The sequence below is a fragment of the Oryzisolibacter propanilivorax genome (assembly GCF_900103645.1).
Taxonomy (GTDB): Bacteria; Pseudomonadota; Gammaproteobacteria; order Burkholderiales; family Burkholderiaceae_C; genus Melaminivora; species Melaminivora propanilivorax.
On the sequence record NZ_FNHP01000001.1, the window covers coordinates 64,498 to 86,881 of the forward strand.

17 protein-coding genes are annotated in these 22,384 nt (G+C 68.4%); 9 read left to right on the top strand and 8 right to left on the bottom strand.

Going from position 1 to position 22,384, the window contains the following annotated elements; translation table 11 throughout:
- The first annotated feature begins 31 nt into the window (after positions 1 to 31).
- Positions 32 to 1,597 (top strand): DUF1302 domain-containing protein, encoded by a 1,566-nt coding sequence (locus BLQ61_RS00295; protein WP_091565252.1) that lies wholly within the window; start codon positions 32 to 34, stop codon positions 1,595 to 1,597.
- A gap of 510 nt (positions 1,598 to 2,107) precedes the next feature.
- Here BLQ61_RS00295 and BLQ61_RS00300 read toward each other — a convergent pair.
- The 3 genes from BLQ61_RS00300 to BLQ61_RS00310 are packed head-to-tail and all read right to left on the bottom strand — an operon-like array spanning position 2,108 to position 6,035.
- Entirely contained in the window at positions 2,108 to 2,575 is a 468-nt protein-coding gene (locus tag BLQ61_RS00300) for a nuclear transport factor 2 family protein (protein WP_091565255.1), read from the bottom strand.
- Positions 2,572 to 5,037 carry an efflux RND transporter permease subunit gene (locus BLQ61_RS00305; protein ID WP_091565257.1) on the bottom strand — a complete coding sequence of 822 codons (2,466 nt, stop codon included), beginning with the start codon at positions 5,035 to 5,037 and terminating at the stop codon, positions 2,572 to 2,574. The genes BLQ61_RS00300 and BLQ61_RS00305 overlap by 4 nt, the downstream gene beginning before the upstream one ends.
- On the bottom strand, positions 5,034 to 6,035 hold the full coding sequence (locus tag BLQ61_RS00310; RefSeq protein ID WP_091565260.1) for a WD40/YVTN/BNR-like repeat-containing protein: 1,002 nt from the start codon (positions 6,033 to 6,035) through the stop codon (positions 5,034 to 5,036). Before BLQ61_RS00310 ends, BLQ61_RS00305 begins: the two co-directional genes overlap by 4 nt.
- A 227-nt stretch (positions 6,036 to 6,262) precedes the next feature.
- Between BLQ61_RS00310 and BLQ61_RS00315 the strand changes: the two genes are divergently transcribed.
- Together BLQ61_RS00315 and BLQ61_RS00320 are read left to right on the top strand one after the other, a co-directional pair.
- On the top strand, positions 6,263 to 7,477 hold the full coding sequence (locus tag BLQ61_RS00315; protein ID WP_091565263.1) for a thiolase family protein: 1,215 nt from the start codon (positions 6,263 to 6,265) through the stop codon (positions 7,475 to 7,477).
- A gap of 2 nt (positions 7,478 to 7,479) precedes the next feature.
- On the top strand, positions 7,480 to 8,430 hold the full coding sequence (locus BLQ61_RS00320; protein WP_091566414.1) for an OB-fold domain-containing protein: 951 nt from the start codon (positions 7,480 to 7,482) through the stop codon (positions 8,428 to 8,430).
- A gap of 226 nt (positions 8,431 to 8,656) precedes the next feature.
- On the opposite strand, the gene dmpG is transcribed toward BLQ61_RS00320, so the two are convergent.
- The 5 genes from dmpG to BLQ61_RS00345 all read right to left on the bottom strand — a co-directional run bounded on the left by dmpG (position 8,657) and on the right by BLQ61_RS00345 (position 13,397).
- A complete protein-coding gene (dmpG, locus tag BLQ61_RS00325) occupies positions 8,657 to 9,691 on the bottom strand; it encodes a 4-hydroxy-2-oxovalerate aldolase (RefSeq protein WP_091565266.1) in 1,035 nt (344 codons plus the stop codon).
- A 23-nt stretch (positions 9,692 to 9,714) separates the two neighbouring features.
- Positions 9,715 to 10,638 carry an acetaldehyde dehydrogenase TesF gene (tesF, locus tag BLQ61_RS00330; RefSeq protein ID WP_091565267.1) on the bottom strand — a complete coding sequence of 308 codons (924 nt, stop codon included), beginning with the start codon at positions 10,636 to 10,638 and terminating at the stop codon, positions 9,715 to 9,717.
- Positions 10,639 to 10,661: 23 nt separating this feature from the next.
- Positions 10,662 to 11,456, bottom strand: coding sequence for a fumarylacetoacetate hydrolase family protein (locus BLQ61_RS00335; RefSeq protein ID WP_091565269.1), 795 nt, complete (start codon positions 11,454 to 11,456; stop codon positions 10,662 to 10,664).
- A 12-nt stretch (positions 11,457 to 11,468) separates the two neighbouring features.
- Positions 11,469 to 12,308, bottom strand: a complete 840-nt coding sequence (locus BLQ61_RS00340; protein WP_091565271.1) for an alpha/beta fold hydrolase — start codon at positions 12,306 to 12,308, stop codon at positions 11,469 to 11,471.
- Positions 12,309 to 12,383: 75 nt separating this feature from the next.
- Positions 12,384 to 13,397: a flavin reductase gene (locus tag BLQ61_RS00345; RefSeq protein ID WP_091565275.1), complete on the bottom strand. Its 1,014-nt coding sequence runs from the start codon at positions 13,395 to 13,397 to the stop codon at positions 12,384 to 12,386.
- Positions 13,398 to 13,666: 269 nt separating this feature from the next.
- Here BLQ61_RS00345 and BLQ61_RS00350 point away from each other — a divergent pair, with 269 nt between their 5' ends.
- From BLQ61_RS00350 to BLQ61_RS00375, 6 genes are all read left to right on the top strand, one after another.
- Positions 13,667 to 14,887: an acyl-CoA dehydrogenase family protein gene (locus tag BLQ61_RS00350; protein WP_091566416.1), complete on the top strand. Its 1,221-nt coding sequence runs from the start codon at positions 13,667 to 13,669 to the stop codon at positions 14,885 to 14,887.
- Between the two features lie 115 nt (positions 14,888 to 15,002).
- Entirely contained in the window at positions 15,003 to 16,775 is a 1,773-nt protein-coding gene (locus BLQ61_RS00355; protein WP_091565277.1) for an FAD-binding protein, read from the top strand.
- A gap of 17 nt (positions 16,776 to 16,792) precedes the next feature.
- Positions 16,793 to 18,511, top strand: coding sequence for an FAD-binding protein (locus BLQ61_RS00360; RefSeq protein ID WP_091565279.1), 1,719 nt, complete (start codon positions 16,793 to 16,795; stop codon positions 18,509 to 18,511).
- A gap of 89 nt (positions 18,512 to 18,600) precedes the next feature.
- Positions 18,601 to 19,683 carry a ferredoxin--NADP reductase gene (locus BLQ61_RS00365; RefSeq protein ID WP_091565282.1) on the top strand — a complete coding sequence of 361 codons (1,083 nt, stop codon included), beginning with the start codon at positions 18,601 to 18,603 and terminating at the stop codon, positions 19,681 to 19,683.
- Positions 19,684 to 19,691: 8 nt separating this feature from the next.
- Positions 19,692 to 21,335, top strand: a complete 1,644-nt coding sequence (locus BLQ61_RS00370; protein ID WP_217629363.1) for a FadD3 family acyl-CoA ligase — start codon at positions 19,692 to 19,694, stop codon at positions 21,333 to 21,335.
- Between the two features lie 89 nt (positions 21,336 to 21,424).
- Positions 21,425 to 22,189 carry an SDR family oxidoreductase gene (locus tag BLQ61_RS00375; RefSeq protein WP_091565287.1) on the top strand — a complete coding sequence of 255 codons (765 nt, stop codon included), beginning with the start codon at positions 21,425 to 21,427 and terminating at the stop codon, positions 22,187 to 22,189.
- Positions 22,190 to 22,384: the final 195 nt, after the last annotated feature.

A 22,384-nucleotide genomic window follows, 5' to 3' on the forward strand; every position in this document is an offset into this window, starting at 1 on the left:
CAAAACATTCAAAACGACTGAGGGAAACCACATGAAGACATCCAAGAAAACGCTCAAGCCCGTCGCACTGGCGGCAGTGCTGGCGCTGGGCGCAGGCCTGGCACAGGCGGGGGAGACCATCGACCTAGGCGACGGCCTGAAGTTCGACTGGCGCCTGAACCTGAACTACACCCTGGGCGTGCGTGCCCAGGATCCGGCGAGCTTGCTGGCCAGCCCGGTGAGCAACGCCAACGGCAACGACGGCGACAACAACTTCAACAAGGGCTCGCTCACTGCCAATCGTCTGGCGGCGCTGTTCGAGAGCAAGCTGTCCAAGGGCCGCACTGGCCTGGTGTTCACAGCGTCCACGTTCTACGACGACGTGTACCACCGCGCCAACGACAACAACGCCGACCCGAGCAACCCCAACAAGGTGAACAAGGCGCCGCCGTTCGACCGCTTCACCAGCGACACCGAGCGTTACCACGGCGGCTACACCCGGCTGCTGGACACCTACGCCTACACCGGCTTCGACTTCGGCGACAACCGCCGCGCCACCATCCGCCTGGGCCGCCAGGTGGTGAACTGGGGCGAAGCCACGTTCTTCGCCAACATCTCGGCGGCGCAGGGGCCGTTCGATGGCACCAAGGCCGGCGTGCCGGGCACCGAGGTCAAGGAAGCTGTGCTCCCTGAAGACCAGATCTCGGCCTCGATCGAGATGAACGAGAACTGGACGCTGCTGGGCCACGCCCAGTTCGGCTTCCACGAGACCATCGCCCCGGCGGTGGGCTCGTTCCTGAGCACATCCGACGTGGTCGGGCCCGGCGCCAGCTGCCTGGGTCCCTACACCGCCACCGGCGTGTGTGCCGGCGTGCGCCGCAGCGACGACATCCGTCCGTCCAAGACCGGCCAGTGGGGCATCGGTACGCGCTACCGCGTGACGCAGGAAACCGAGGTCGGCCTCTACTACCTGAACTACAACGAGCGCTCGCCGGCGCTGGTCATCGCGCCCGACTTCAGCCGCTACCAGATCCGCTACTTCGATGACGCCAAGCTGTTGGGCGGCACGGTGAGCACCTCGTTCGGCAAGCTGTCGGCCTATGGCGAGCTGACCTACCGCAAGGGCACGCCATCGTTGGTAGGCGCTGCTTCCAAGGCGGTGCGCTCCAACGTCACGCAGCTGAACCTGGGCGGCTTCTACAACATCGGCCGCACCCCCGTCGCCGACGACATGCAGCTGCTGGGCGAAATCTCCGCCGTGCGCGTCAACAGCGTGTCCGAGGGCTACAGCACCGACGATCTGAGCTTCAAGACCCGCAACGGCCTGGCGTTCTCGGGCACCTGGGTGCTGGGCTATCCCGGCATCTTCGAGGGCTGGGACCTGACGGTGCCCATCAGCTACCAGCGCCAGCTGCGTGGCCGCACCCTCATCGGCGGCTTCGGCGGCGGCGAGGGCGACCACCGCTACAGCATCGGTGCCACCTTCGTGCGCAAGAGCAACCTGTCGATCAACCTGACCTACCTCGGCTACCTGGGTTCGCCCTCGCTGGACGCCAAGAAGTACCGCGTGCTGACCGACCGCGAGCAGTTCTCGGTGGCGCTCAAGTACTCGTTCTGACGCCTGGCGCGCAGCGCGCCCCCGCACCCTGCAGCCCGGCCCGCGCGCCGGGCTTTTTTGCGTCCGCCGACGCGCCAGGAAAGGGTGCAGTGCTTCGCGCGGTGCGCGCCGGCTGCGCCATGCGGTTGCCGGCGCGGCCGCGGGGACGCAAACCCATGCGGTGGGCGAACTACTGCTCGATGCGCCCAGATGGCCAGAACCAGCATTAAAAGCGGCCCAGGCCCTTACCAATCAAGGACCGGTTGCTATCAAAAGCCTTGCACCCTGTGGCCCGCGTTCCAGCATGCCTGCGGCGGCGGAATTTTGAGTCAAAACGCCTTTCAGCCATTGTGTTGCAAGGGTCTGTAGCTATTTTTTCCATAGCGCAGGGCGCATCTGTCGTGTCTTGGCGGCTCTCGACGTGGTCTGGGCGTGGCTCGCGGGGCAGGGCCGCCGGGCAACAAAAAACCCGCGCAGCCGGAAAGCTGTGCGGGCGGGAGGGGGCGGCGTGCGTGCGCCGGGCCCCGGCGGTCAGCCGCCGGGTTGCAGCACCGAGCGGTCGCCCAGCTCCAGCAACATGGACATGCGCCGGTGGTGGATGCGCCAGCCCGCGGGCGTGTGCGTCCACTGGTCCTCGTAGAAACCGACTGCGTCGTAGCGCAGGGCAGCACGTCTGAGCAGGCCCTGGTGCACGGCGCGCACGTGGATGGTGCTGCGCGGCGGCGCGCTGCCGGCAGCGCCAGCGTCGACCTGCAGATTGCCCAGCAGGTGCTGCGTCGGCCCGCAGCCGTCCAGGTGGCTGCTGATCATGTGCCGCACCGCGTCCACGCCGTGGCAGATGCGGCCGCAGTAGTCGGTGGTGCAGTCGGGCGTGAAGACATCGTCCAGCAGCGCCCAGTCACGGCCGTCGCAGGCGCGGGCGTAGCGCACCAGCACCTGCGCCAGTGCGTGCTCCAGCAGCAGCTGCTCGACAGTGGAGGGCGCAACAGCCGTACTCACAGCTTGCCGTTCACGGGCGACTGCACTTCGGCGGCGCGCAGCATGCCGCCGCCCACGGGCGCTGCCGGTGCCGGCGCCGGCTGCTGCGGACTGCGGGCCCGGGCGCGCGCCTCGGCACGCTCCACGTTCAGCCAGCAGGCCATGGCCGGCAGCAGGAAGATTGCGCCCAGCATATTCACCAGGAACATGAATGCCAGCAGGATGCCCATGTCGGCCTGGAATTTCAGCGCCGAGAACGCCCAGGTGCCCACGCCGATGGACATGGTCAGCGCCGTGAACACGGCGGCGTTGCCGCGCTGGCGCATGGCGTCGTAGAAGGCCTCGCGCAGCGTCACCCCGTCGCGCTCGCGCAGGGCGTGCTGCAGGCTCTCGTACAGGTAGATGCCGTAGTCCACGCCCACGCCGACGCCCAGCGCGATGACCGGCAGGGTCGGCACCTTCAGGCCGATGCCCAGCAGCGCCATCAGCGCGTTGCACAGGATGGAGACCAGCGCCAGCGGCACGATGATGCACAGCACCGCGCGCCAGCTGCGGAAGGTGAGCCAACACAGGATGGTGATGGCGCCGAAGATCGAGCCCAGCATCTGCACCTCGGCGCGCTCGACCGCCTCGTTGGTGGCGGCGGCCACGCCGGCGTTGCCCCCGGCCAGGCGGAAGCGCACGCCCTCGGTGCGGTCGGCAGCGATGAAGCGCTTGGCCTCGTCCACCACGTGCGTCAGGGTCGAGCCCTCGTGGTCCTTCAGGAACACCTGCACGTTCATGATCTTGCAGCTCTCGGTGTTCAGGCCCAGATCGGGCGACAGGCTCTTGGAGCCCGAGCGCAGCGCCGCCTCGGTGCGCTGCAGCGTCTGCCAGCGCGGGTTGCCCTCGTTGGTGCCGAAGGCGGCGATCTTGGCCAAGCGCGCCGACGAGGACACCGAGCGCACGCCGTCCACCCGGCTCATGTGTGTCTCGAAGCGGTCCACTGCGTTCATCACCTGCCAGTTGGAGCAGGCCTCGCCGGCCTCGGGCGCCTCGACATACACCGACAGCACGTCCATGCCGATGGAGTAGTGCTTGATGATGTGGTCGTTGTCGACGTTGTAGCGCGACTCGGCGCGCAACTCGGGCGCGCCCGTGCCCACGTCACCGGTGCGCAGGTGGCGCGAGCCCCAGGTGCCCACCGCCAGCAGCGCCATCGAGATCAGCAGCGTCCACAGCGCCGGGCGCGGCTCGGCCAGCACCGACACGCGCCACCAGCGGGCGTTGCGGCCTTCGGCGTCGGTCACGGGCGCGACCATGGCGCTCTTTTCCAGGCGGATGTGCGCCAGCAGCGCCGGCAGGAAGACCTTGTTGGTGATGATCATCAGGAGCACGCCCAGGCAGGCCGTCAGGCCCAGCTCGTGCACGATGGGGATGTCGATCAGCATGATGACCATGAAGCCCAGGGCGTTGGTGAGCAGCGCGAGCGTGCCGGGAATGGCCAGCTTGCGGATCGAATTCTCGGCCGCCAGTTGCGGGCTGCGGCCCACGCGCACGTCATGCTTCCAGGCGCCGGTCATCTGCACCGCGTGCGACACGCCGATGGAGAAGATCAGGAACGGCACCAGGATGGACATCGGGTCGATGCCGTAGCCGATTAGCGGCAGCAGGCCCAGCAGCCAGATCACCGGCAGCAGCGCCACCAGCAGGCCGACCACCGTCAGGTTGGTTGAGCGCGTGTACAGGCGCAGCAGCACGGCGGTGATGGCAAAGGCGATCACGAAGAAGGTGATGACGGTGAACAGCCCGTCCATCACGTCGCCCAGCACCTTGGAGAAACCGATGATGTGGACCTTGACCTTGTCGCTTTCGAACTGCGTGCGGATCTTCTCCAGGCGCTGCGCGACCTGGTGGTAGTCCAGCTTCTCGCCTGTCTTGGGGTCGATCTCCTGCAGGTCGGCGCGCACCATGGCCGACTTCAGGTCGTTGCTGACCAGGCTGCCGATCTGCCCGGACTTGGCGACGTTGGAGCGCACGTGCGCCAGGCCCTCGGCGTTGGGCTCGAAGCGCGAGGGGATCAGCACCTCGCCCACGTAGCCGTCCTCGGTGATCTCGATGTAGCGCACGTTGGGCGTGAACAGCGAGTACACCTGGCCGCGGTTCACGCCGGGGGTGAAGAACACCTCGTCGGTGACGCCATGCAGCGCCTCCAGGAATTCCTTGTTGTAGATGTCGCCTTCGCCCTTCCACTCGACGCTGACCAGCACCCGGTTGGCGCCCGAGAAAGTGCCCGAGTGCTGCAGGAAGGCCGCCATGTATTCGTGGCGCAGCGGGATGAGCTTGTTGAAGCCGGGGTCCAGGCGCGTTTGCAGCGCCGAGGCGGCCAGCAGGCCGGTAGCGATCAGGGTGAGCACGACGATGGTCTTGCTCCAGGAAATCATCCAGTGCGCCGTGGCCGCGATGAAGCGGTCCAGACGCGAGGTGGGAACGGGCAGCGTCATGGCTTGGCTCCTTGGGCGGTGTCCTGGCCGGTCTGCGCGGCCACGTTGTAGGGTTGCAGGCCGGCGTCGCTGGCGATCCAACCCTGGTCCTGGCCGGTCAGCAGCACGTCGGTGAGCGTGGCGCGACCCTTGGCGCGCTGCAGCGTGAAGCTCTTGCCACCGTCGCGGCTGATGCCCAGCATGCTGCCCTGGCCGACCAGCACGATGGCGCCGTCGGCCTGGCGTGCGTGGCCGAAGAAAGACACAGGCGCCGGCACCTGCGAGCGCACCCAGGGTGCATCCGGCGTGGCCTGGGTGAAGATGTTGCCGCGCATGCCGTAGATCAGCCAGCCACCGCCGTCCAGCGCCATGGCGCCGTAGAACGAGCCGTTGTAGAACGGCGTCTCGGCCTGCCAGCTGGCGCCGCCGTCGGCTGAATGCAGCACCAGCCCGCGCTCGCCCACGATCAGCCAGCGGCGGCCATCGGCACTGCTGACGATGCGGTTCAGGTGCTTGTCCTCGACCTGTTCGGGCAGCGTCAGCGGTTCCCAGGCCTTGCCACCGTCATGCGACACCAGCGCCTTGCCGAAAGCGCCTACGGTGATCCAGTCACCCGAGGGCAGGCGCGCCACCGACATCAGCGGCTCGCCGTTCTTTTCCTGGAACAGCACCTCCTGCCAGGTCTTGCCGCCGTCCTGGGTGCGCAGGATCCAGTCCTCGTGGCCGACGGCGAAGCCGGTCTTCTTGTCGGGCGCGAAGGCCATCGACACCAGCAGCGCCTGGCGCGGGTGGTCCACCGTGGCGGCTTGCCAATGTTGGCCCTGGTCCTCGGAGTACACGATGTCGCCCAGTGTGCCGGCGGCCAGCAGGCGGTCGCCGACCTGGGCCAGGTCGTTGAAGTGGGTGGTCTGCACGCCCAGGCTGGTGGCTGCCAGCGCGGGGGGGTGGCGAGGGGAAAAGGCGAAAACCGAGGCGGCAGCCACCAGGGCTGCGGCTCCGATGCCGACGGCAGTGTTCACGGGGTCTCCTTGAAGCGGATGTGCCTGGGCCCGCGCTGCGCGCAGCCTGAAGGCTTCAAGGAGGCGATTCTTGGTTTCGGGCCCCTGGCAACATCGTCCGAATGGACGTTTGCGTCGGCTCCTAAGGGTATGTCCCAGGGGGTGGTTTTAGTCTGCTCAGACGATGGTCGGCGGCGTCCGCTTTTCCACAATGCAGACACACCAATTTCACCAAAAGGGCCACGCTTATGGGGTTGCAGGGAAAGGCGGCGCTGGTCGGCGCCGCGCAGTACAAGCCTGAGAAATACGCCACGGCGCCGCAGTTGTTCCATCTGGAGCAGATCGCGGACCTGACGCTCAAGGCACTGGACGACGCGGGCATGGAACTGTCCGAGGTCGATGGTCTGGTCACCACCGGCGCCTACTTCCACGAGGCCAGCTCGTTCGTGCCGGCCATGGTCGGCGAGTATCTGGGCGTGCAGCTCAATTTCGCCGAAGTCGTGGACCTGGGCGGTGCCAGCTCCGTGGCCATGGTCTGGCGAGCTGCCGCCGCCATTGAACTCGGGCTGTGCAATACCGTGGTCTGCGTCATTCCGGCGCGCATGGCGCCGTACTCCGAGCACGACGACCACGTCGCCGAGGTCATGAAGTCCAGCCGCTTCGGCGGCCACAGCACCCGCTGGGGCGCGCCCGAGGCGGAGATGGACCTGCCCTACGGCCACATGGCGCAGAACACCGGCTACGCCATGATCGCCCAGCGCTATGCGGCGCAGTTCGGCTATGACCCGGCGGCCCTGGCGCGCATCTGCGTGGACCAGCGTTTCAACGCCTGCCACAACCCCGATGCCATGTTTTACGGCAAGCCGATCACCGTGGAGGACGTGTTGGCCTCGCGCATGGTGGCCGAGCCCCTGCGCATGCTGGAGATTGTGCTGCCCGCCGCCGGTGGCGGCGCCATGATCGTGACCCGCGCCGACCGTGCCAAGCGCTGCAAGCACCGCCCGGTCAGCATCGTCGGCTGCGGCGAGCACGTGCACAGCAAGTCGCCGACCTACGCCGCCGACATGCTCAGCACGCCCATCGGTCCGGCTTCGCGCAAGGCCTTCGAGATGGCCGGCTGCAAGCCCGCTGACATGCACATGGCGCAGATCTACGACTGCTACACGATCACCGTGCTGCTCACCCTGGAGGACGCGGGCTTTTGCGAAAAGGGCCGCGGCATGGAATTCCTGCGCAGCCACGACTTCACCTTCAAGGGCGACTTTCCCATGAACACCCACGGCGGCCAGCTCAGCTTCGGCCAGTCTGCCAGCGCCGGCGGCATGTCCCAGGTCATCGAGGCCATCCAGCAGATTCAGGGCCGCGCAGGCGAGCGCCAGCTGGCGCGCCATGACCTGGCCTACGTCTCGGGCACCGGCGGCGTGATGAGCGAGCAGGGCGCACTGATCCTGCGGGGAGCATGACCATGGCCTGGAACAAACCCCTGCCGCATCCCACCGAGATCAGCCGCCCGTTCTGGGAAGGCCTGCAGGCGCACGAGGTGCGCATCCAGCAGTGCGATCATGGGCACTGGATCTTCTTTCCGCGCACCCACTGCCCGAAGTGCGGCTCGCGCCAGCTGGCGTGGAAGGCCGTCTCCGGCAACGGCCGACTCTACACCTACACCGTGGCGCGCATCCCGACCCTGCCCGAGTTCACCGACGAGATGCCGCAGCTGCTGGCCGTGGTCGAACTGGACGAGGGCGTGCACCTGAACACCACGCTGGTCGGCACCACGCCCGAAGCGCTGCAGGTCGGCATGCCGGTGCGTCCGGTGTTCGACGAGCGTCCGGGCACAGTGACGCTGCTGCGCTTTGCGCCGGCGGACAGCGACCATGCGCCGGTCATCCGCGCCGAAGGCGAGGCCGGTCAGGATGCCGCGCCGGCAGCGACCGAGCCGCCCGCCGCCCCGAAGCGGCAGATCTCCGTCAAGAACCTGGACGCCATGAAGTCTCTGGTCAGCGACGAGTTCAGTCCCTGGTCGAACGAGTTCGCCGTCACCCAGCAGGTCATCGACGAGTTCGCGCGCCTGTCGGGCGACGACTACTGGATCCATACCGACGCCGAGATGGCCAAGGCGAAAAGTCCGTTCGGCACCACCATCGCGCAAGGGTCGCTGGTGCAGGTGCTGTCCAGCCAGCTGAAGATCCCGCTGGACTTCGAGGTCGTCGGCTTCAACAACATGGTGAACTACGGCTCCGACAAACTGCGCTTTCCGACGCCCGTGCCCTCGGGCTGCAAGATCCGCGCGCGCAGCCGCATCAAGTCGGTCGAGCAGGTGAAAAGCGGCGTGCAGATGGTCATGGAGTTGAACATCCACGTGGTCGGCCAGGATCGGCCATCGGTCATCAACGAGCTGGTGATCCTCTACATGTGACACCCTACCGGACGGGCGCTGCCGGACGGCGCCCGCCGCAACCATTGACTCCAAGGATTGGGCGCCGAGCGATCGGTGCCTTTTTTTGTCTGCGCATGCGCCGCGCCATCGGCGCCCTGGCCGGCGGACAAAAAAAGGGGGTTCGGCAGCTGCCCGCAGGCAGCCCCGGAACCCCCAACAAAGTGGCCGTTGGAAAAAAGCCGTGTGGTTCTTGGAAGCGTGCGCGTCAGGCCGCAACGGCGGCGCGCTGGCGCACCATGGTCAGCGCCGTGTCCTCGATCATGTCTTCCTGGCCGCCGACCATGCCGCGCCGGCCCAGCTCGACCAGCAGGTCGCGCGCGGGGATGCCGTATTTCTTCTCCGCGCGCTTGGCGAACAGCAGGAAGCTGCCGTACACGCCGGCATAGCCCAGCGTGAGCGCGTCGCGGTCGATGCGGATGGGGAAGTCCATCAGCGGCACCACCAGGTCCTCGGCCACGTCCTGGATCTTCCAGACGTCCACGCCGGTCTCGACGCCCATGCGGTCCAGCACGGCCACCAACACCTCCATCGGCGTGTTGCCGGCGCCCGCGCCCAGGCCGGCGGCGGCGGCGTCGATGCGGTTGGCGCCGGCGTGGATGGCGGCGATCGAGTTGGCCACGCCCATGGCCAGGTTGTGGTGGCCGTGGAAACCCAGCTCGGTCTCGGGCTTCAACGCCTGGCGCACGGCGGTGATGCGCTCAGTGACCTGGTCGGGCAGCAGGTAGCCGGCCGAGTCGGTCACGTAGATGCAGTTGGCGCCGTAGCTCTCCATCAGCTGGGCCTGCTTGACCAGGCCAGCGGCGTCGTTCATGTGCGCCATCATCAGGAAGCCCACCGTGTCCATGCCCAGCTTGCGCGCCATGAAGATGTGCTGCTCGGACACGTCGGCCTCGGTGCAGTGCGTGGCCACGCGGATGGTGGCCACACCCAGCTCGTGCGCCATCTTCAGGTGATCCACGGTGCCGATGCCGGGCAGCAGCAGCGCCGAGACCTTGGCCTGCTTCATCAGCGGAATGACGCCGGACAGGTATTCCTCGTCGCTGTGCGCCGGAAAGCCGTAGTTGACCGAGGCGCCGCCCAGGCCGTCGCCGTGGGTGACCTCGATCAGCGGGATGCCGGCGGCATCCAGGCCCTGCGCGACGCTCTTCATCTCGTCCAGCGTCATCAGGTGACGCTTGGGGTGCATGCCGTCGCGCAGCGTCATGTCGTGCAGCGTGATCTTCTTGCCTTGCGTGTTCATGGCGTGTGTCTCTCTTGCGGGTTTCAGGCGGCGGCGGATTCGGCCTCGGCCAGCACCAGGCGGCCGGCGAGGATTTCCTCGGCGAACATCTCGGCGGTGCGCGCGGCGGCGGCGGTCATGATGTCCAGGTTGCCGGCGTACTTCGGCAGGTAGTCGCCCAGGCCCTCGACCTCCATGAAGATCGACACGCGGTTGCCGTCGATGACCGGGCCGTTGACCAGTTTGTAGCCGGGCACGTACTTCTGCACTTCCCGAATCATGGCGTGCACCGAGGCCTCGATCTCGTCGGCCTTCGGTGTGTCCACCGTCAGGCAGTGGATGGTGTCGCGCATGATCAGCGGGGGCTCGGCCGGGTTGATGACGATGATGGCCTTGCCCTTTTGCGCGCCGCCGATCTTCTCCACGGCCCCAGCGGTGGTGCGGGTGAACTCGTCGATGTTCTTGCGCGTGCCGGGGCCGACCGAGCGGCTGGAGACGGTGGCGACGATCTCGCCGTATTCCACCGGCTGTACGCGGCTTACGGCCGCGACCATCGGGATGGTGGCCTGGCCGCCGCAGGTGACCATGTTCACGTTCATGGCCTGCTGGGCGACCTTCTCGGCCAGGTTCACGCTGGGCACGCAGTAGGGGCCGATGGCCGCTGGTGTCAGGTCGATCATCAAGACGCCCAGCTCGTTGAGCTTGCGGCTGTTCTCGGCGTGCACATAGGCGCTGGTGGCGTCGAAGGCGATCTGGATGCCGTCCTCGCGCACGAAGGGCAGCAGGCCGTCCACGCCGTCCGAAGTGGTCTTGATGCCCATCTCGCGGGCGCGCTTGAGGCCGTCGGACTCGGGATCGATGCCCACCATCCACACGGGCTCCAGCAGGGGCGAGCGCTGCAGCTTCATCAGCAGGTCGGTGCCGATGTTGCCCGGCCCGATCAGCGCGCATTTGATTTTCTTTTGCATGGTGTGTGCCTCGTTCGGTGAAATCACTCGGTGAACTGAATGGAGCAGTCGCCCATGCCCGCGATGGTCATGGTGAAGCGGTCTCCGGCCTTCGCCGGCACCAGCGGCGCCAGCGAGCCGGACAGGATGACCTCGCCGGCCTTGAACGGAATGCCGAAGGCGCCAAGGGTGTTGGCCAGCCAGGCCACGGCCTGGGCTGGGTGGCCCTGCACTGCGCTGCCCAGGCCGGTGCCGGCGGGCTCGCCGTTCTTGAACATCTGCATGCTGGCGGCGGCCAGGTCGAACGCGCGCGGGTCGGTGCGCCGCTGGCCGATGACGAACACGCCGCACGAGGCGTTGTCGGCGACCGTGTCCTGGATCTTGATCTTCCAGTCGTGGATGCGCGAGTCGACGATCTCGAAGCACGGCGCGACCCAGTCGGTCGCGTCCAGCACGTCCTGCAGCGTCACGCCTGGGCCCTGCAGGTCTTTCTTCAGCATGAAGGCGATCTCGCCCTCGGCACGCGGCTGGATCAGCCCGGCCTGCTTGAGCGACACGCTGGCGCCGTCCGGGTACTGCATGGCGTCGGTCAGAAAGCCGAAGTCGGGCTGGTGCACGCCCAGCATGTCCTGCACCGGCTTGGAGGTCACGCCGATCTTCTTGCCAATCACGCGCTCGCCGGCGGCTTCGCGCAGGCGCAGCATGTGCAGCGAGATGTGGTAGGCGTCGTCCACGCTCATGCTGGGGTGGCTGTCGGTGAGCGGCGCCAGGGTGGTGCCTGCGCGCAGCGCCTTGTACAGGCGCTGGCCCTGGGTCTGGATGAATTCCTGTGCTTGCATGGCGGTCAGGCCTCAGCCGTTTTGCAGGAAGTCGATGCAGGTGCGATTGAACAGCGCCTGGTGCTCGACCTGCACCCAATGGCCGCACTGGTTGACCAGCACCACGCGGCAGTGCGGCAGGCCCTCGGCCAGCTTGGTCGCGCCGCCCACCGGGTTGAACGCATCCTGCATGCCCCAGAAGCCCAGCACCGGGCAGGTGATCTGCGGCAGCTGCTCGGTCATGTTCGGCACCTTCAGCACCGAGCGCGCGGCCTGCGTCTGCGTGTCGGCGATGGGTGCACGCTCGTTCAGGATCTCGTCGGTCAGCAGCGCCTTGTCGAACAGTTGCATCTCCATGACCGCGCGCATGGCCTCCTTGCCGGTCTTGCCGGACTGATACACGGCGAACATGTTGGCGATGCCGGGCATGGCCAGGTAGGTGTCCAGGTCCTCGACGCCACCGGGCGCCATCAGGATCAGGCGCTTGACGTCTTGCGGATGCTTGAGCGCATAGCCCAGCGCCACCGCGCCCCCCAGCGAGTTGCCCAGCAGCGTGACGCCCTTCAGGCCCAGCCGGTCCACCAGACCCTTGACGCCGGCGATGAAGAAGTCCAGGTCGTACTGCTTGGGCTGCTCGGTCTTGGACGACAGGCCGTAGCCCAGCAGGTCGGGCACGATGCTGCGAAAGCCTGCCTGGGCGAACTGCGGATAGTTGCCCTTGAAGTTGCTGTAGCCGCTGGCACCGCCGCCGGCGCCGTGCAGGAAGATCACCGGCTCGCCCGAGCCCTGCTCGTGGTAGTGCACGCGCTGCGCGAAGCCGGCGACCTCGCCGATGTCGACATACTGGCCCTCGGGAATGGAAAACTGGTTCATGGCTGTTTTTCTGTGGAAACGGAAAGGGGACGGAGGAGGGCGGCGGCGCGGCCGTCGCGCCACCGCCCACGGGCTTCAGGCGACGGTCTGTGCCGCGCCTTCGGCCGCGCTGGCGGCCGGCGCCTGCCACAACTTGGGCAGGCCGGGGTCGGTGGCGGCGATGGTCTTCTTGAGCAGGTTGCGCAGCGTCACCGCGTCCATCTCGCCCAGCGAATCGACGATCTCGGCCTCCACCGCCTTGGCCGCGGCCAGCAGATGCAGGATGGACTCGTTGCCCGCGGCCGTGAGCTGCAGCGCCTGGGGCAGCTGGGCGCTTTCCTCCACCAGGCCCTTGCGCGCCAGCGACTGCAAGGCAACTTGGCCGATGTCGATGCCGATGTAGGCCACGTGCTGGGCGATCTGCGCCGGCGTCAGGGGTTGCTGGATCGACAGCAGCGACAGCACGTAGAAGTCGGCGTCGGTCAGGCCCTGCTCGGACATGGGCTTGCGGATGCCGTTGAGGAACTGGAAGTGCGCCCGGCCCAGCAGGTAGCCGATCAGGTTCTCCGAATACGCGGCGTTGGCATCGGCCTGTGGCTCGGAGGCGATGGCCTGGGATTTGCGCGAAGCCAGTGCGTAACCGCCCGTGACATAAAGCAACGGCGCGTGGCCATTGGCATCGTATTGCGTGACCTCGCCGACAAAGATGATGTGGTCGCCGCCGTCGTACTGGAAGGCCGTCTTGCAGCGAAAGCGCGCGCTGCATTCGGGCAGCAGCGGCGCCTCGCCGTCGCCCGAATCGAGCTGCAGGCCGGCGAACTTGTCCTCGCCGGCGCGAGCGAAGCGATTGGACAGCGCTTCCTGCTCGTTGGACAGGATGTGCACGTTCCAGGTCTGCGCCTCCTGGAACACTGGCAGGCTGCGGGCGCTCTTGGCCAGGCTCCACAACACCATTGGCGGCTCCAGCGACACCGAGTTGAAGCTGTTGGCCGTGATGCCCACCGCCTCGCCGGACGCAGTGCGCGTGGTCACGATGGTCACGCCGGTGCCGAACATGCCCAGGGCGCGGCGGAACTCCCGGGGGTCGAAGGGGGCGTCGGTGTTGTGCATAAGCGGGCAAATCTCCTTGGGGCGAGAGTGCGCCCTAAGGGGATGCCGTGAATCCTTCACACGGACTACCCGCCGCCGCGCCGCCTCCGCGTTTTTCCCGGCGCCCCGTTAGTCTGATCGGACGATGAATGCACCGGCGGGGCAGTGAGAGTATCCCACCGAAGGCCGCAAAGCCTTGTCCTTTCCTACCTCAATGCCTGCCGCCTGCCACGACGGCCCTGGAGACCCACATGAGTGCAACGACAGAAAGCCAAGTGATGACCGACGCGATGGATGTCATCGAGCGTGCCAAGGCGCAGGCGCAGACGCACAGCTACCTCACGCCCGAGGCGGTGGACGTGATCGAGCGTGCCAAGGCGATGATTCCGCGCCTGGCCGCACGCGCCCAGCAGGCGGACCGCGACGGCTGCATCCCCGACGAGACCATCCAGGAGATGGCCGAGGCCGGGCTGTTCCGCGTGCTGCAGCCCAAGCGCTGGGGCGGCTACGAGATGGATCCGCGCGTGTTCTACGCGGTGCAGATGGAACTCGCCAAGGGCTGTATGTCCACGGCCTGGATCTACGGCGTGGTCGGCGTGCACCCCTGGCAGCTGGGCCTGTTTCCCGACCAGGCGCAGCAGGATGTGTGGGGCCGGGACAGCGGCACGCGCATCGCCTCGACCTACATGCCCACCGGCAAGGCCGAGTCCGTCGAGGGCGGCTACCGCTTCAGCGGCCGCTGGAGTTTTTCCACCGGCTCCAAGCACTGCGACTGGGTCTTCCTGGGCGGCCTGCTGCCCAAGAAGGACGGCTCGGGCGCGCTGGAGCATGTCACCTTCCTGCTGCCGAAGTCGGACTACCGCATCGAGGACAACTGGGACGTGCTGGGCCTGCGCGGCACCGGCAGCCACGACATCGTTGTGGACAACGTCTTCGTGCCCGAGCACCGCACCCAGCGCACCAACGACCACAGCGACGCCGGCTGCCCGGGCCGCGCCGAGAACACCGGATGGCTGTTTCGCATTCCGTTCACGCACGTGTTCCAGCGCGCCGTCTCCACGGCCTGCCTGGGCGCCCTGGAAGGTGCTATTGAGAATTTCAAAGGCCGCGCCGCTGGTCACGTCGGCAAGCACGGCAACAAGATGGCCGAGGACCCGAATGCCCAGACCGCGGTGACCGAGGCGACCATCGCCCTGGACCAGCTCAAGCTGGTGCTGTTCCGCAACTATGCGCGCATCGTCGAGGCCGCCAAGACGGGCATCCAGCTGCCGCTGGAGGAGCGCCTGCTGCAGCGCGCCCAAGCCTCCTACGTGCCCAAGCTGACCGGCTACCACGCCAACGAGCTGCTGCGCGCTTGCGCTGCCAGCGGCACCTTCAAGAACAACCCGCTGGAGCGGGTGTTCCGCGACATTCATCAGGGCCGCACCCACATCGCCAACAACACCGACGCCTACGTGCGTGCCTACGGCGCCCATGTGCTGGGCATTCCGAATCAGGAACCCTTCGTCTGAGCCTGCAGACGCGCTGCACAGGACCGGCTGGCGCCGCGGCGCCGGTCCGGTGACGACACAACACGAAAGACCGCCGGGCCATCGATCACCCGGCGGCAGCTCGAGGAGACGAAGCGTGGCAGATCAGGACTTTGACGTGGTGGTGGTGGGCTCGGGGGCCGGAGCGCTGCTGGGCGCCATCCGCGCGCAGGAGCAGGGTCTGAAGACTCTGCTGGTGGAAAAGGCCGACCTGTTCGGTGGCACTTCGGCGCTGTCGGGCGGCGGTATCTGGATTCCGGCCAACTACGACCAGGCGCGCGCCGGCGTCCGGGACGACCTGCGCACCGCCTTCGGCTACATGCTGCGCTGCGTGCGCGGCATGGCAAGCGAGGACCGGGTGCTGGCCTACGTCGAGACCGCCAACACCATGGCCGAGTACCTGCGCAGCATCGGCGTGCCGTATCGCTGCATGCCCAAGTATGCCGACTACTACCCGCACATCGAGGGCTCGATGCCCGGCGGGCGCACCATGGACCCGGTGGACTTCAACGCCGCCAGGCTGGGCGTGGACGCGCTGGAGACCATGCGCGCCTGCCCGCCCGGCAGCAAGCTGTTCGGGCGCATCAGCATCAACGCCTTTCAGGCGCATTCCATGCTCTCGCGCGAGTTCAAGTCGCGTTTCCAGCTCATCGGCATGATGCTCGGCTATTTCCTGGACTATCCATGGCGGCGCAAGACCCAGCGCGACCGGCGCCTGACGGGCGGCCAGGCGCTAATCGCTGGCCTGCTGACAGCGGCGCGCAAAGCCGGCGTTCAGATGTGGCGCAACGCGCCGCTGCGCGAACTGGTGCAGGACGCATCGGGCCGCGTCACCGGCGTGGTGGTGGAGAAAGACGGGCGCCAGCTGCAGATCCGCGCGCGCAAGGGCGTGCTGCTGGGCGCCGGCGGCTTCGAGCGCAACCAGGCGATGCGCGAGCAGTACCTGACCCAGCCCAGCCGCGCCGAGTGGACCGCCACCCCCGTGGGCGGCAACACCGGCGACGCGCACCGCGCCGGCCAGGCCGTGGGCGCGCAATTGCACCTGATGGACTGGTCCTGGGGTGCGCCGACCATGGACGTGCCCAAGGAGCCGGCCTTCCGCGCCATCTTCGTCGAGCGCTCGCTGCCCGGCTGCATGGTGGTCAACAGCCGGGGCGAGCGTTTCCTGAACGAGTCCGGCCCGTATCCCGAATTCCAGCAGGCCATGCTGGCCGACCACGCCAGAGGCAACGGCTCGGTGCCGGCCTGGATCGTGTTCGACGCCGGCTTTCGCGCGCAGAACCCCATGGGCCCGCTCATGCCGGGCTCTGCCGTGCCGGACTCGAAGCTGCGCAAGAGCTGGCTGGGCAAGGTCTACTGGAAGGGCGAGACGCTGGACGAGCTGGCCGCGCAGATCGGCGTGGACGCCGCCGGTCTGAAGGACAGCGCGCGCCGCATGACCGAGTACGCGCGCACCGGCAAGGATCTGGATTTCGACCGCGGCGGCAACGTCTTCGACCGCTACTACGGCGACCCGCGCCTGAAGAACCCGAACCTGGGGCCCATCGAGAAGGGCCCCTTCTACGCGATGCAGTTGTGGCCCGGCGAGATCGGCACCAAGGGCGGCCTGCTCACCGACCGCGACGCGCGCGTGCTGGACACGCACGGCCAGGTCATTCCCGGGCTGTATTGCGTGGGCAACAACTCGGCCTCCGTCATGGGCCCGGCCTACGCCGGCGCCGGCTCCACCCTGGGTCCGGCCATGACGTTCGCCTTCCGCGCCGTATCCGACATGCTCGGCCGCCCGTTGCCGCTGCAGCACGCCGACTGGCTGGAGCAGCCCGAGCGCGCGGCGCAGCGCCCGGCCGAACGCATGGCCCAGGCGGCGTGAGCGGCACAGGAGGCAGCATGGCCAGCGACCGCTCCGTCAGTACCGTCACCCCCATCGAAGCCGCCCTGGAAGTGGCCTCGCCCGAGGCCCTCGCCTGGTCCGACAGCGCCGACGTGGTGGTGGTCGGCTGGGGCGCGGCCGGTGCCAGCGCCGCCATCGAGGCGCGTGCACACGGCGCCGACACGCTGGTCATCGACCGCTTCGGCGGCGGCGGCGCCAGCGTGCTCTCGGGCGGCGTGGTCTATGCCGGCGGCGGCACGCGCCAGCAGCAGGCCGCGGGCTTCGCCGACAGCCCCGCAGCGATGCAGGACTACCTGCGCCACGAGGTCAACGGTGTGGTCAGCGACGCGACGCTGCAGCGCTTTTGCCAGGACAGCGTGGCCAACCTGCAGTGGCTGGAAGAACAGGGCGTGCGTTTTGACAGCACCATGCCGCCCTACAAAACATCCTATCCGCCCGACGGCGTGTACCTGTACTACTCGGGTAACGAGGTCGTGCCGGCCTACGGCAACCCTCGCCTGGCGCCCAGGCCGGCGCCGCGCGGGCACCGCGCCGTGGCCAAGGGACAGTCGGGCGCGACGCTGTACGCCGCGCTGCGGCAGTCCACGCTGGCCCAGGGCGCTCGCACGCTGACGCAGGCGCGCGTGCTGCGCCTGGTGCGCGAGCAGGGCAGCGGCCGGGTGCTGGGCGTGGAAGTGGCGGTGCTGCCCGCGGGTGACGCGCACACCGAGCGCCACCGTCAGCTGGACGCGCTGGTCGCCAAGTGGCGCCTGTACCAGGCGCCGCGCGCCCAGGCGGGACGTCGCGAGGCCGCCAAGATCGAAGCCGAGATCGGCGAGCGGCGCTTCATCCGCGCGCGCCAGGGTGTGGTGCTGGCCGCGGGCGGCTACATCTTCAACCCCGAGCTGCTGCGCCAGCACGCGCCCGCCTACCGCGCCGGTTGGCTCACGGGCGCCGCCGGCTGCGATGGTTCGGGTCTGCGCCTGGGCCAATCGGTGGGCGGCGTGGCGCAGGACCTGAACAACATCTCCGCCTGGCGTTTCATCACCCCGCCGTCGGTCTGGCCCAAGGGTCTGGTGGTGAACACGCGTGGCGAGCGCTTCTGCAACGAGCAGGTCTATGGCGCCACGCTGGGCCACGCGCTGATGGAGGAGCAGGGCGGCAAGGCCTGGCTGATCCTGGACACCCGGCTGCGCCGCCAGGCGCTGCGCCAGTGCCTGTTCGGCGGGCTGTGGGCGTTCCAGTCGCTGCCGGCGCTGGCGCTGATGTTCAAGGTCGCCATCAAGGGCCGCGACGTGGCCGACCTGGCGGCCAAGATCGGCGCCGACCCGGCATTGCTGGCGCGGCAATTCGACGCCGCCAATGCCGCCGCGCGCGGCGAGCGCGACGACCCGATGGGCAAGTCGGCCGACATGCGGCACGAGTTCCGCGGCGGCCCGCTGCTGGCCATCGATATCTCCATCGACCAGAAAATGTTCCCGCTGGCCGTGCTCAGCCTCGGCGGCCTGAAAGTGAACGAGGCCGATGGCGCGGTCGTGGACGCCGCCGGGCGCGACATCCCCGGCCTGTTCGCTGCCGGGCGCACCGCCATTGGCGTGGCCTCTTCGCGCTACGTCAGCGGCCTGTCGCTGGCCGACTGCGTGTTCTCTGGCCGGCGTGCTGGGCGCGCGGCGGCATACCCGGGCGGCACGGCCATGGCTGGCGCGGCGCGCACCCTGGAGCCTGCCGACGGCTGATCCGCACGTCTGCCACGGGCCGTGCCTGGCTCTGCCCGCCCTGGCGGCCCGGGCCGGGCTTGCCGCCCAGATTGAAGGAAAAACCCACCATGACCGCCACCCACGCCGACGCTGCCGCGGCACGCTACCACCCGCTGCGGGTCCATGAAGTGATCGAGGAGACGCACGACTCCAAATCCATCGTCTTCGATGTGCCGGCGCAACTGGTCGGCCAGTTCGCCTACCGGCCAGGCCAGTTCCTGACGCTGCGCCTGCCCATCGATGGCCGGCACGTGCCGCGCTGCTATTCGATGTCCAGCGCGCCCGGGCTGGACGGGCGCCTGCGCGTCACTGTCAAGCGCGTGGCACAGGGGCGCGGCTCTAACTACGTCTGCGACCGCGTGCGTGCGGGCGACACCATCGAGCTGCTGCCACCCTCGGGCCTGTTTTCACCGCGCGATCTGACGCAGAACCTGCTGCTCATGGCCGGTGGCAGCGGCATCACGCCGGTGTTCTCCATCCTGCGCACGGCGCTGGCGCAGTCCGGCGGGCGCATCGTGCTGTTCTATGCCAACCGCGACGAGCGTTCGGTGATCTTCGCTGGCGCCCTGAAGGAGCTGGCGCGCCGCCACCCCGAGCGCCTGCAGGTGGTGCACTGGCTGGATTCGGTCCAGGGCGTGCCTTCGCAGGAGCAGCTGGCTGCCTGGGCGCGTCTCTGGGCGACGGACAGCGCCCAGGCCTTCATCTGCGGCCCCGGCATCTTCATGGACACCGCGCAGGCCGCGCTGGAGCAAGCGGGTATGGCGCCGGACGCCATCCACGTCGAACGCTTCGTCTCACTGCCCGATGAGGAGGCCCTGCAGCAGATCCAGCAGCAAGTCGCGGCCGAGGCCGCCAGCACGCCGGCCGCCGTGGACGAGGCGCGCGTGCAGCTGCGCCTGGACGGCGAGGAATACGAATTCACCTGCGGCGGCAACGAGACGCTGCTGGAGGCCGGCCTGCGCGCCGGCATCAACGTGCCGTTTTCCTGTCAGGCCGGCATGTGCGCCTCGTGCATGTGTCAGGTGCAGGAAGGCAGCGTGCACATGCGCCACAACGAGGTGCTGGACGCCAAGGACCTGGCCAAGCGCTGGACGCTCGCCTGCCAGTCCGTGCCGACCACCGACACCGTGCGCGTGAAATTCCCCGAGTGAGCCCCGCCATGTCCGAAGTCCTTCTTGAGCCCGTTTCCCAGACTGCTGCCCCCGGCGCAGACCTGCCCGCCACGCTGCCCGCCATGCTGGCCGACGCCGCCCGGCGCTGGGGCGAGCGTCCTGCCATCGTCGAGGACGGCCACACCATCAGCTACACCCGGCTGCACGCGCTGGCGCGCCGCGCCGCGCGCGCCTTCATGGCGCTGGGCGTGCAGCCCGGCGACCGGGTGGCGCTGTGGGCGCCCAACTGCAGCGAATGGATCATCGCCGCCTGCGGAGTGCATGCCGCAGGCGCCGTGCTGGTGCCGCTGAACACCCGCATGAAGGGCGAGGAGGCGGCCGACATCCTGCTGCGCAGCCGCGCGCGGGTGCTGGTCAGCGTGGGCGGCTTCCTGAAGCAGTACTACCCGGACCTGCTGCAGGGCCTGCGCCCGGACACGCTGGAGCAGGTGGTGGTGCTGGGCGACGAACTGCGCGCCAGCGCCGACCTGGACTGGCAGGGCTTCCTGGCGCGCGCCGAGGCCACGCCCGAGGCAGCGCAGCTGCAGCGCGAGGCGGCGGTGCGCCCGCAGGACACGGCGGACCTGATGTTCACCTCCGGCACCACCGGCCGGCCCAAAGGCGTGATGGCCGCGCACCAGCCGACGCTGCTGGCATTCAAGGCCTGGTCCGAAGTGGTGGGGCTGGAAGAAGGCAGTCGCTACCTGATCGTCAACCCGTTCTTCCACACCTTCGGCTACAAGGCCGGCTGGGTGGCGGCGCTGCTGCGCGGCGCGACCATCCACCCCGAGCAGGTGTTCGACGCCGAGGCCATCCTGCGGCGCATCCAGGACGAGCGCATCAGCTTCCTGCCGGGGCCACCAACGCTGTTCCTGACCATGCTGGCACACCCGAACCTGGCCGATTTCGACTTGTCGTCGCTGCAGGCCGCAGTCACCGGTGCGGCCTCGGTGCCGCCGATCCTGATCCGGCGCATGCGCGAGGAACTCGGCATCGCCAAGGTCACCACTGCCTACGGCCTGACGGAGTGCGGCGGCTGCGCCACGCTGTGCGACGCCACCGACGACGCCGAGACCGTGGCGCGCACCTGCGGCAAGGCGCTGCCCGGCACCGAGGTGCGCTGCGTGGACGCCGAAGGCCACCCGGTGGCACCCGGCGAGGCCGGCGAGGTGCTGCTGCGCGGCTACCACATCATGCAGGGCTACTTCGAGGACGAGCAGGCCACGCGCGAGGCCATCGACGCCGAGGGCTGGTTGCATACCGGCGACGTGGGCGTACTCGACGAGCGCGGCTACCTGCGTATCACCGACCGGCTGAAGGATATGTTCATCGTTGGCGGCTTCAACTGCTACCCGGCCGAGATCGAGCGCATGCTGGCCGACCACCCCGACGTGGCCCAGGTGGCGGTGCTGGGCGTGCCCGACGATCGCATGGGCGAGATCGGCTGCGCCTGCGTGGTGCTGCGCCACGGCGCGCAGCTGGACGCGCCGGCCTTCATCGCCTGGTGCCGCGGCAAGATGGCCAACTACAAGGTGCCGCGCCACGTGCTGCAATTCGACACGCTGCCGGTGAACGCCTCCAACAAGATCCAGAAGCGCGAGCTGCAGGGCCTGGCCGAAGCGCGGCTGCGCGCCGCGCAGCAGCCGGCCTAGCCGCCGCGCCGCACGGGCCGGGACCGGGGCGCCGGCCCGGCTTTTTTCTTATCCGATTCACAAGCAAAGACAACACGGGGAGACACGACATGGGGGAATGTGTGCAGGACAAGGTGGCCATCGTCACCGGCGCGGCCAGCGGCGTGGGCCTGGCGGTGGCGCAGGCACTGCTGGCTGCGGGCGCGCGCGTGGCGCTGACCGATGTGAACGAGGACGCTGGCCGCCAAGCCGTGGCCGAGTTGGGCGAGCGCGCGCTGTTCGTGCGCCACGACGTGACGAGCGACGCCGGATGGACGCAGGTCATGGACACGGTGCAGGGCCACTGGGGCGCGCCGCAGGTGCTGGTGAACAACGCCGGCATCCTGCTGCTGGGCGACCTGGAAACTGGCACGCTGCAGGACTTCCAGCGCCTGCTGCAGGTCAACACCGAATCGGTCTTCCTGGGCTGCCAGCACGGCATCCGGGCGATGAAGGCGGGCGGCGGCTCGATCGTCAACATCGCCTCGGTGGCCTCATGGCTGCCCATCGAGCAGTACGCCGGCTACAGCGCCAGCAAGGCGGCGGTGGCGGCGCTGACGCGCTCGGCGGCGCTGCTGTGCCGCAACAAGGGCTACCCGGTGCGTGTCAACTCGGTGCACCCGGACGGCATCTACACGCCGATGATGCAGGCCACGCTGCCCGCCGGCGTGACGCGCGAGATGGTGCTGCACCACCCACAGCGCAACCCCAAAGGCCGCGCCTACCTGCCCGAACAGATCGCGCAGCTGGTGCTGTTCCTGGCGTCGGACGCCTCTAGCGTCATGAGCGGCAGCGAGCTGCGCGCCGATAACGCCATCCTGGGCACCGGGCTGTAAGCCCGCTTCTGTCCCTGGGTCGTCTGTCCCGTCTTGTCACCCTCTCCCTCCAGGAGAGGGCCGGGGTGAGGGTGCGCATACCAACCAACGTCGGCCATGTTAAGCCCGTTTGGCCCCTGGCCCTTTATTTATAACGGCCTTCAGCTATTGAAAGCATAGCAAACATGCGCCCGGCGCGTACGCGCGCCGCCGGGC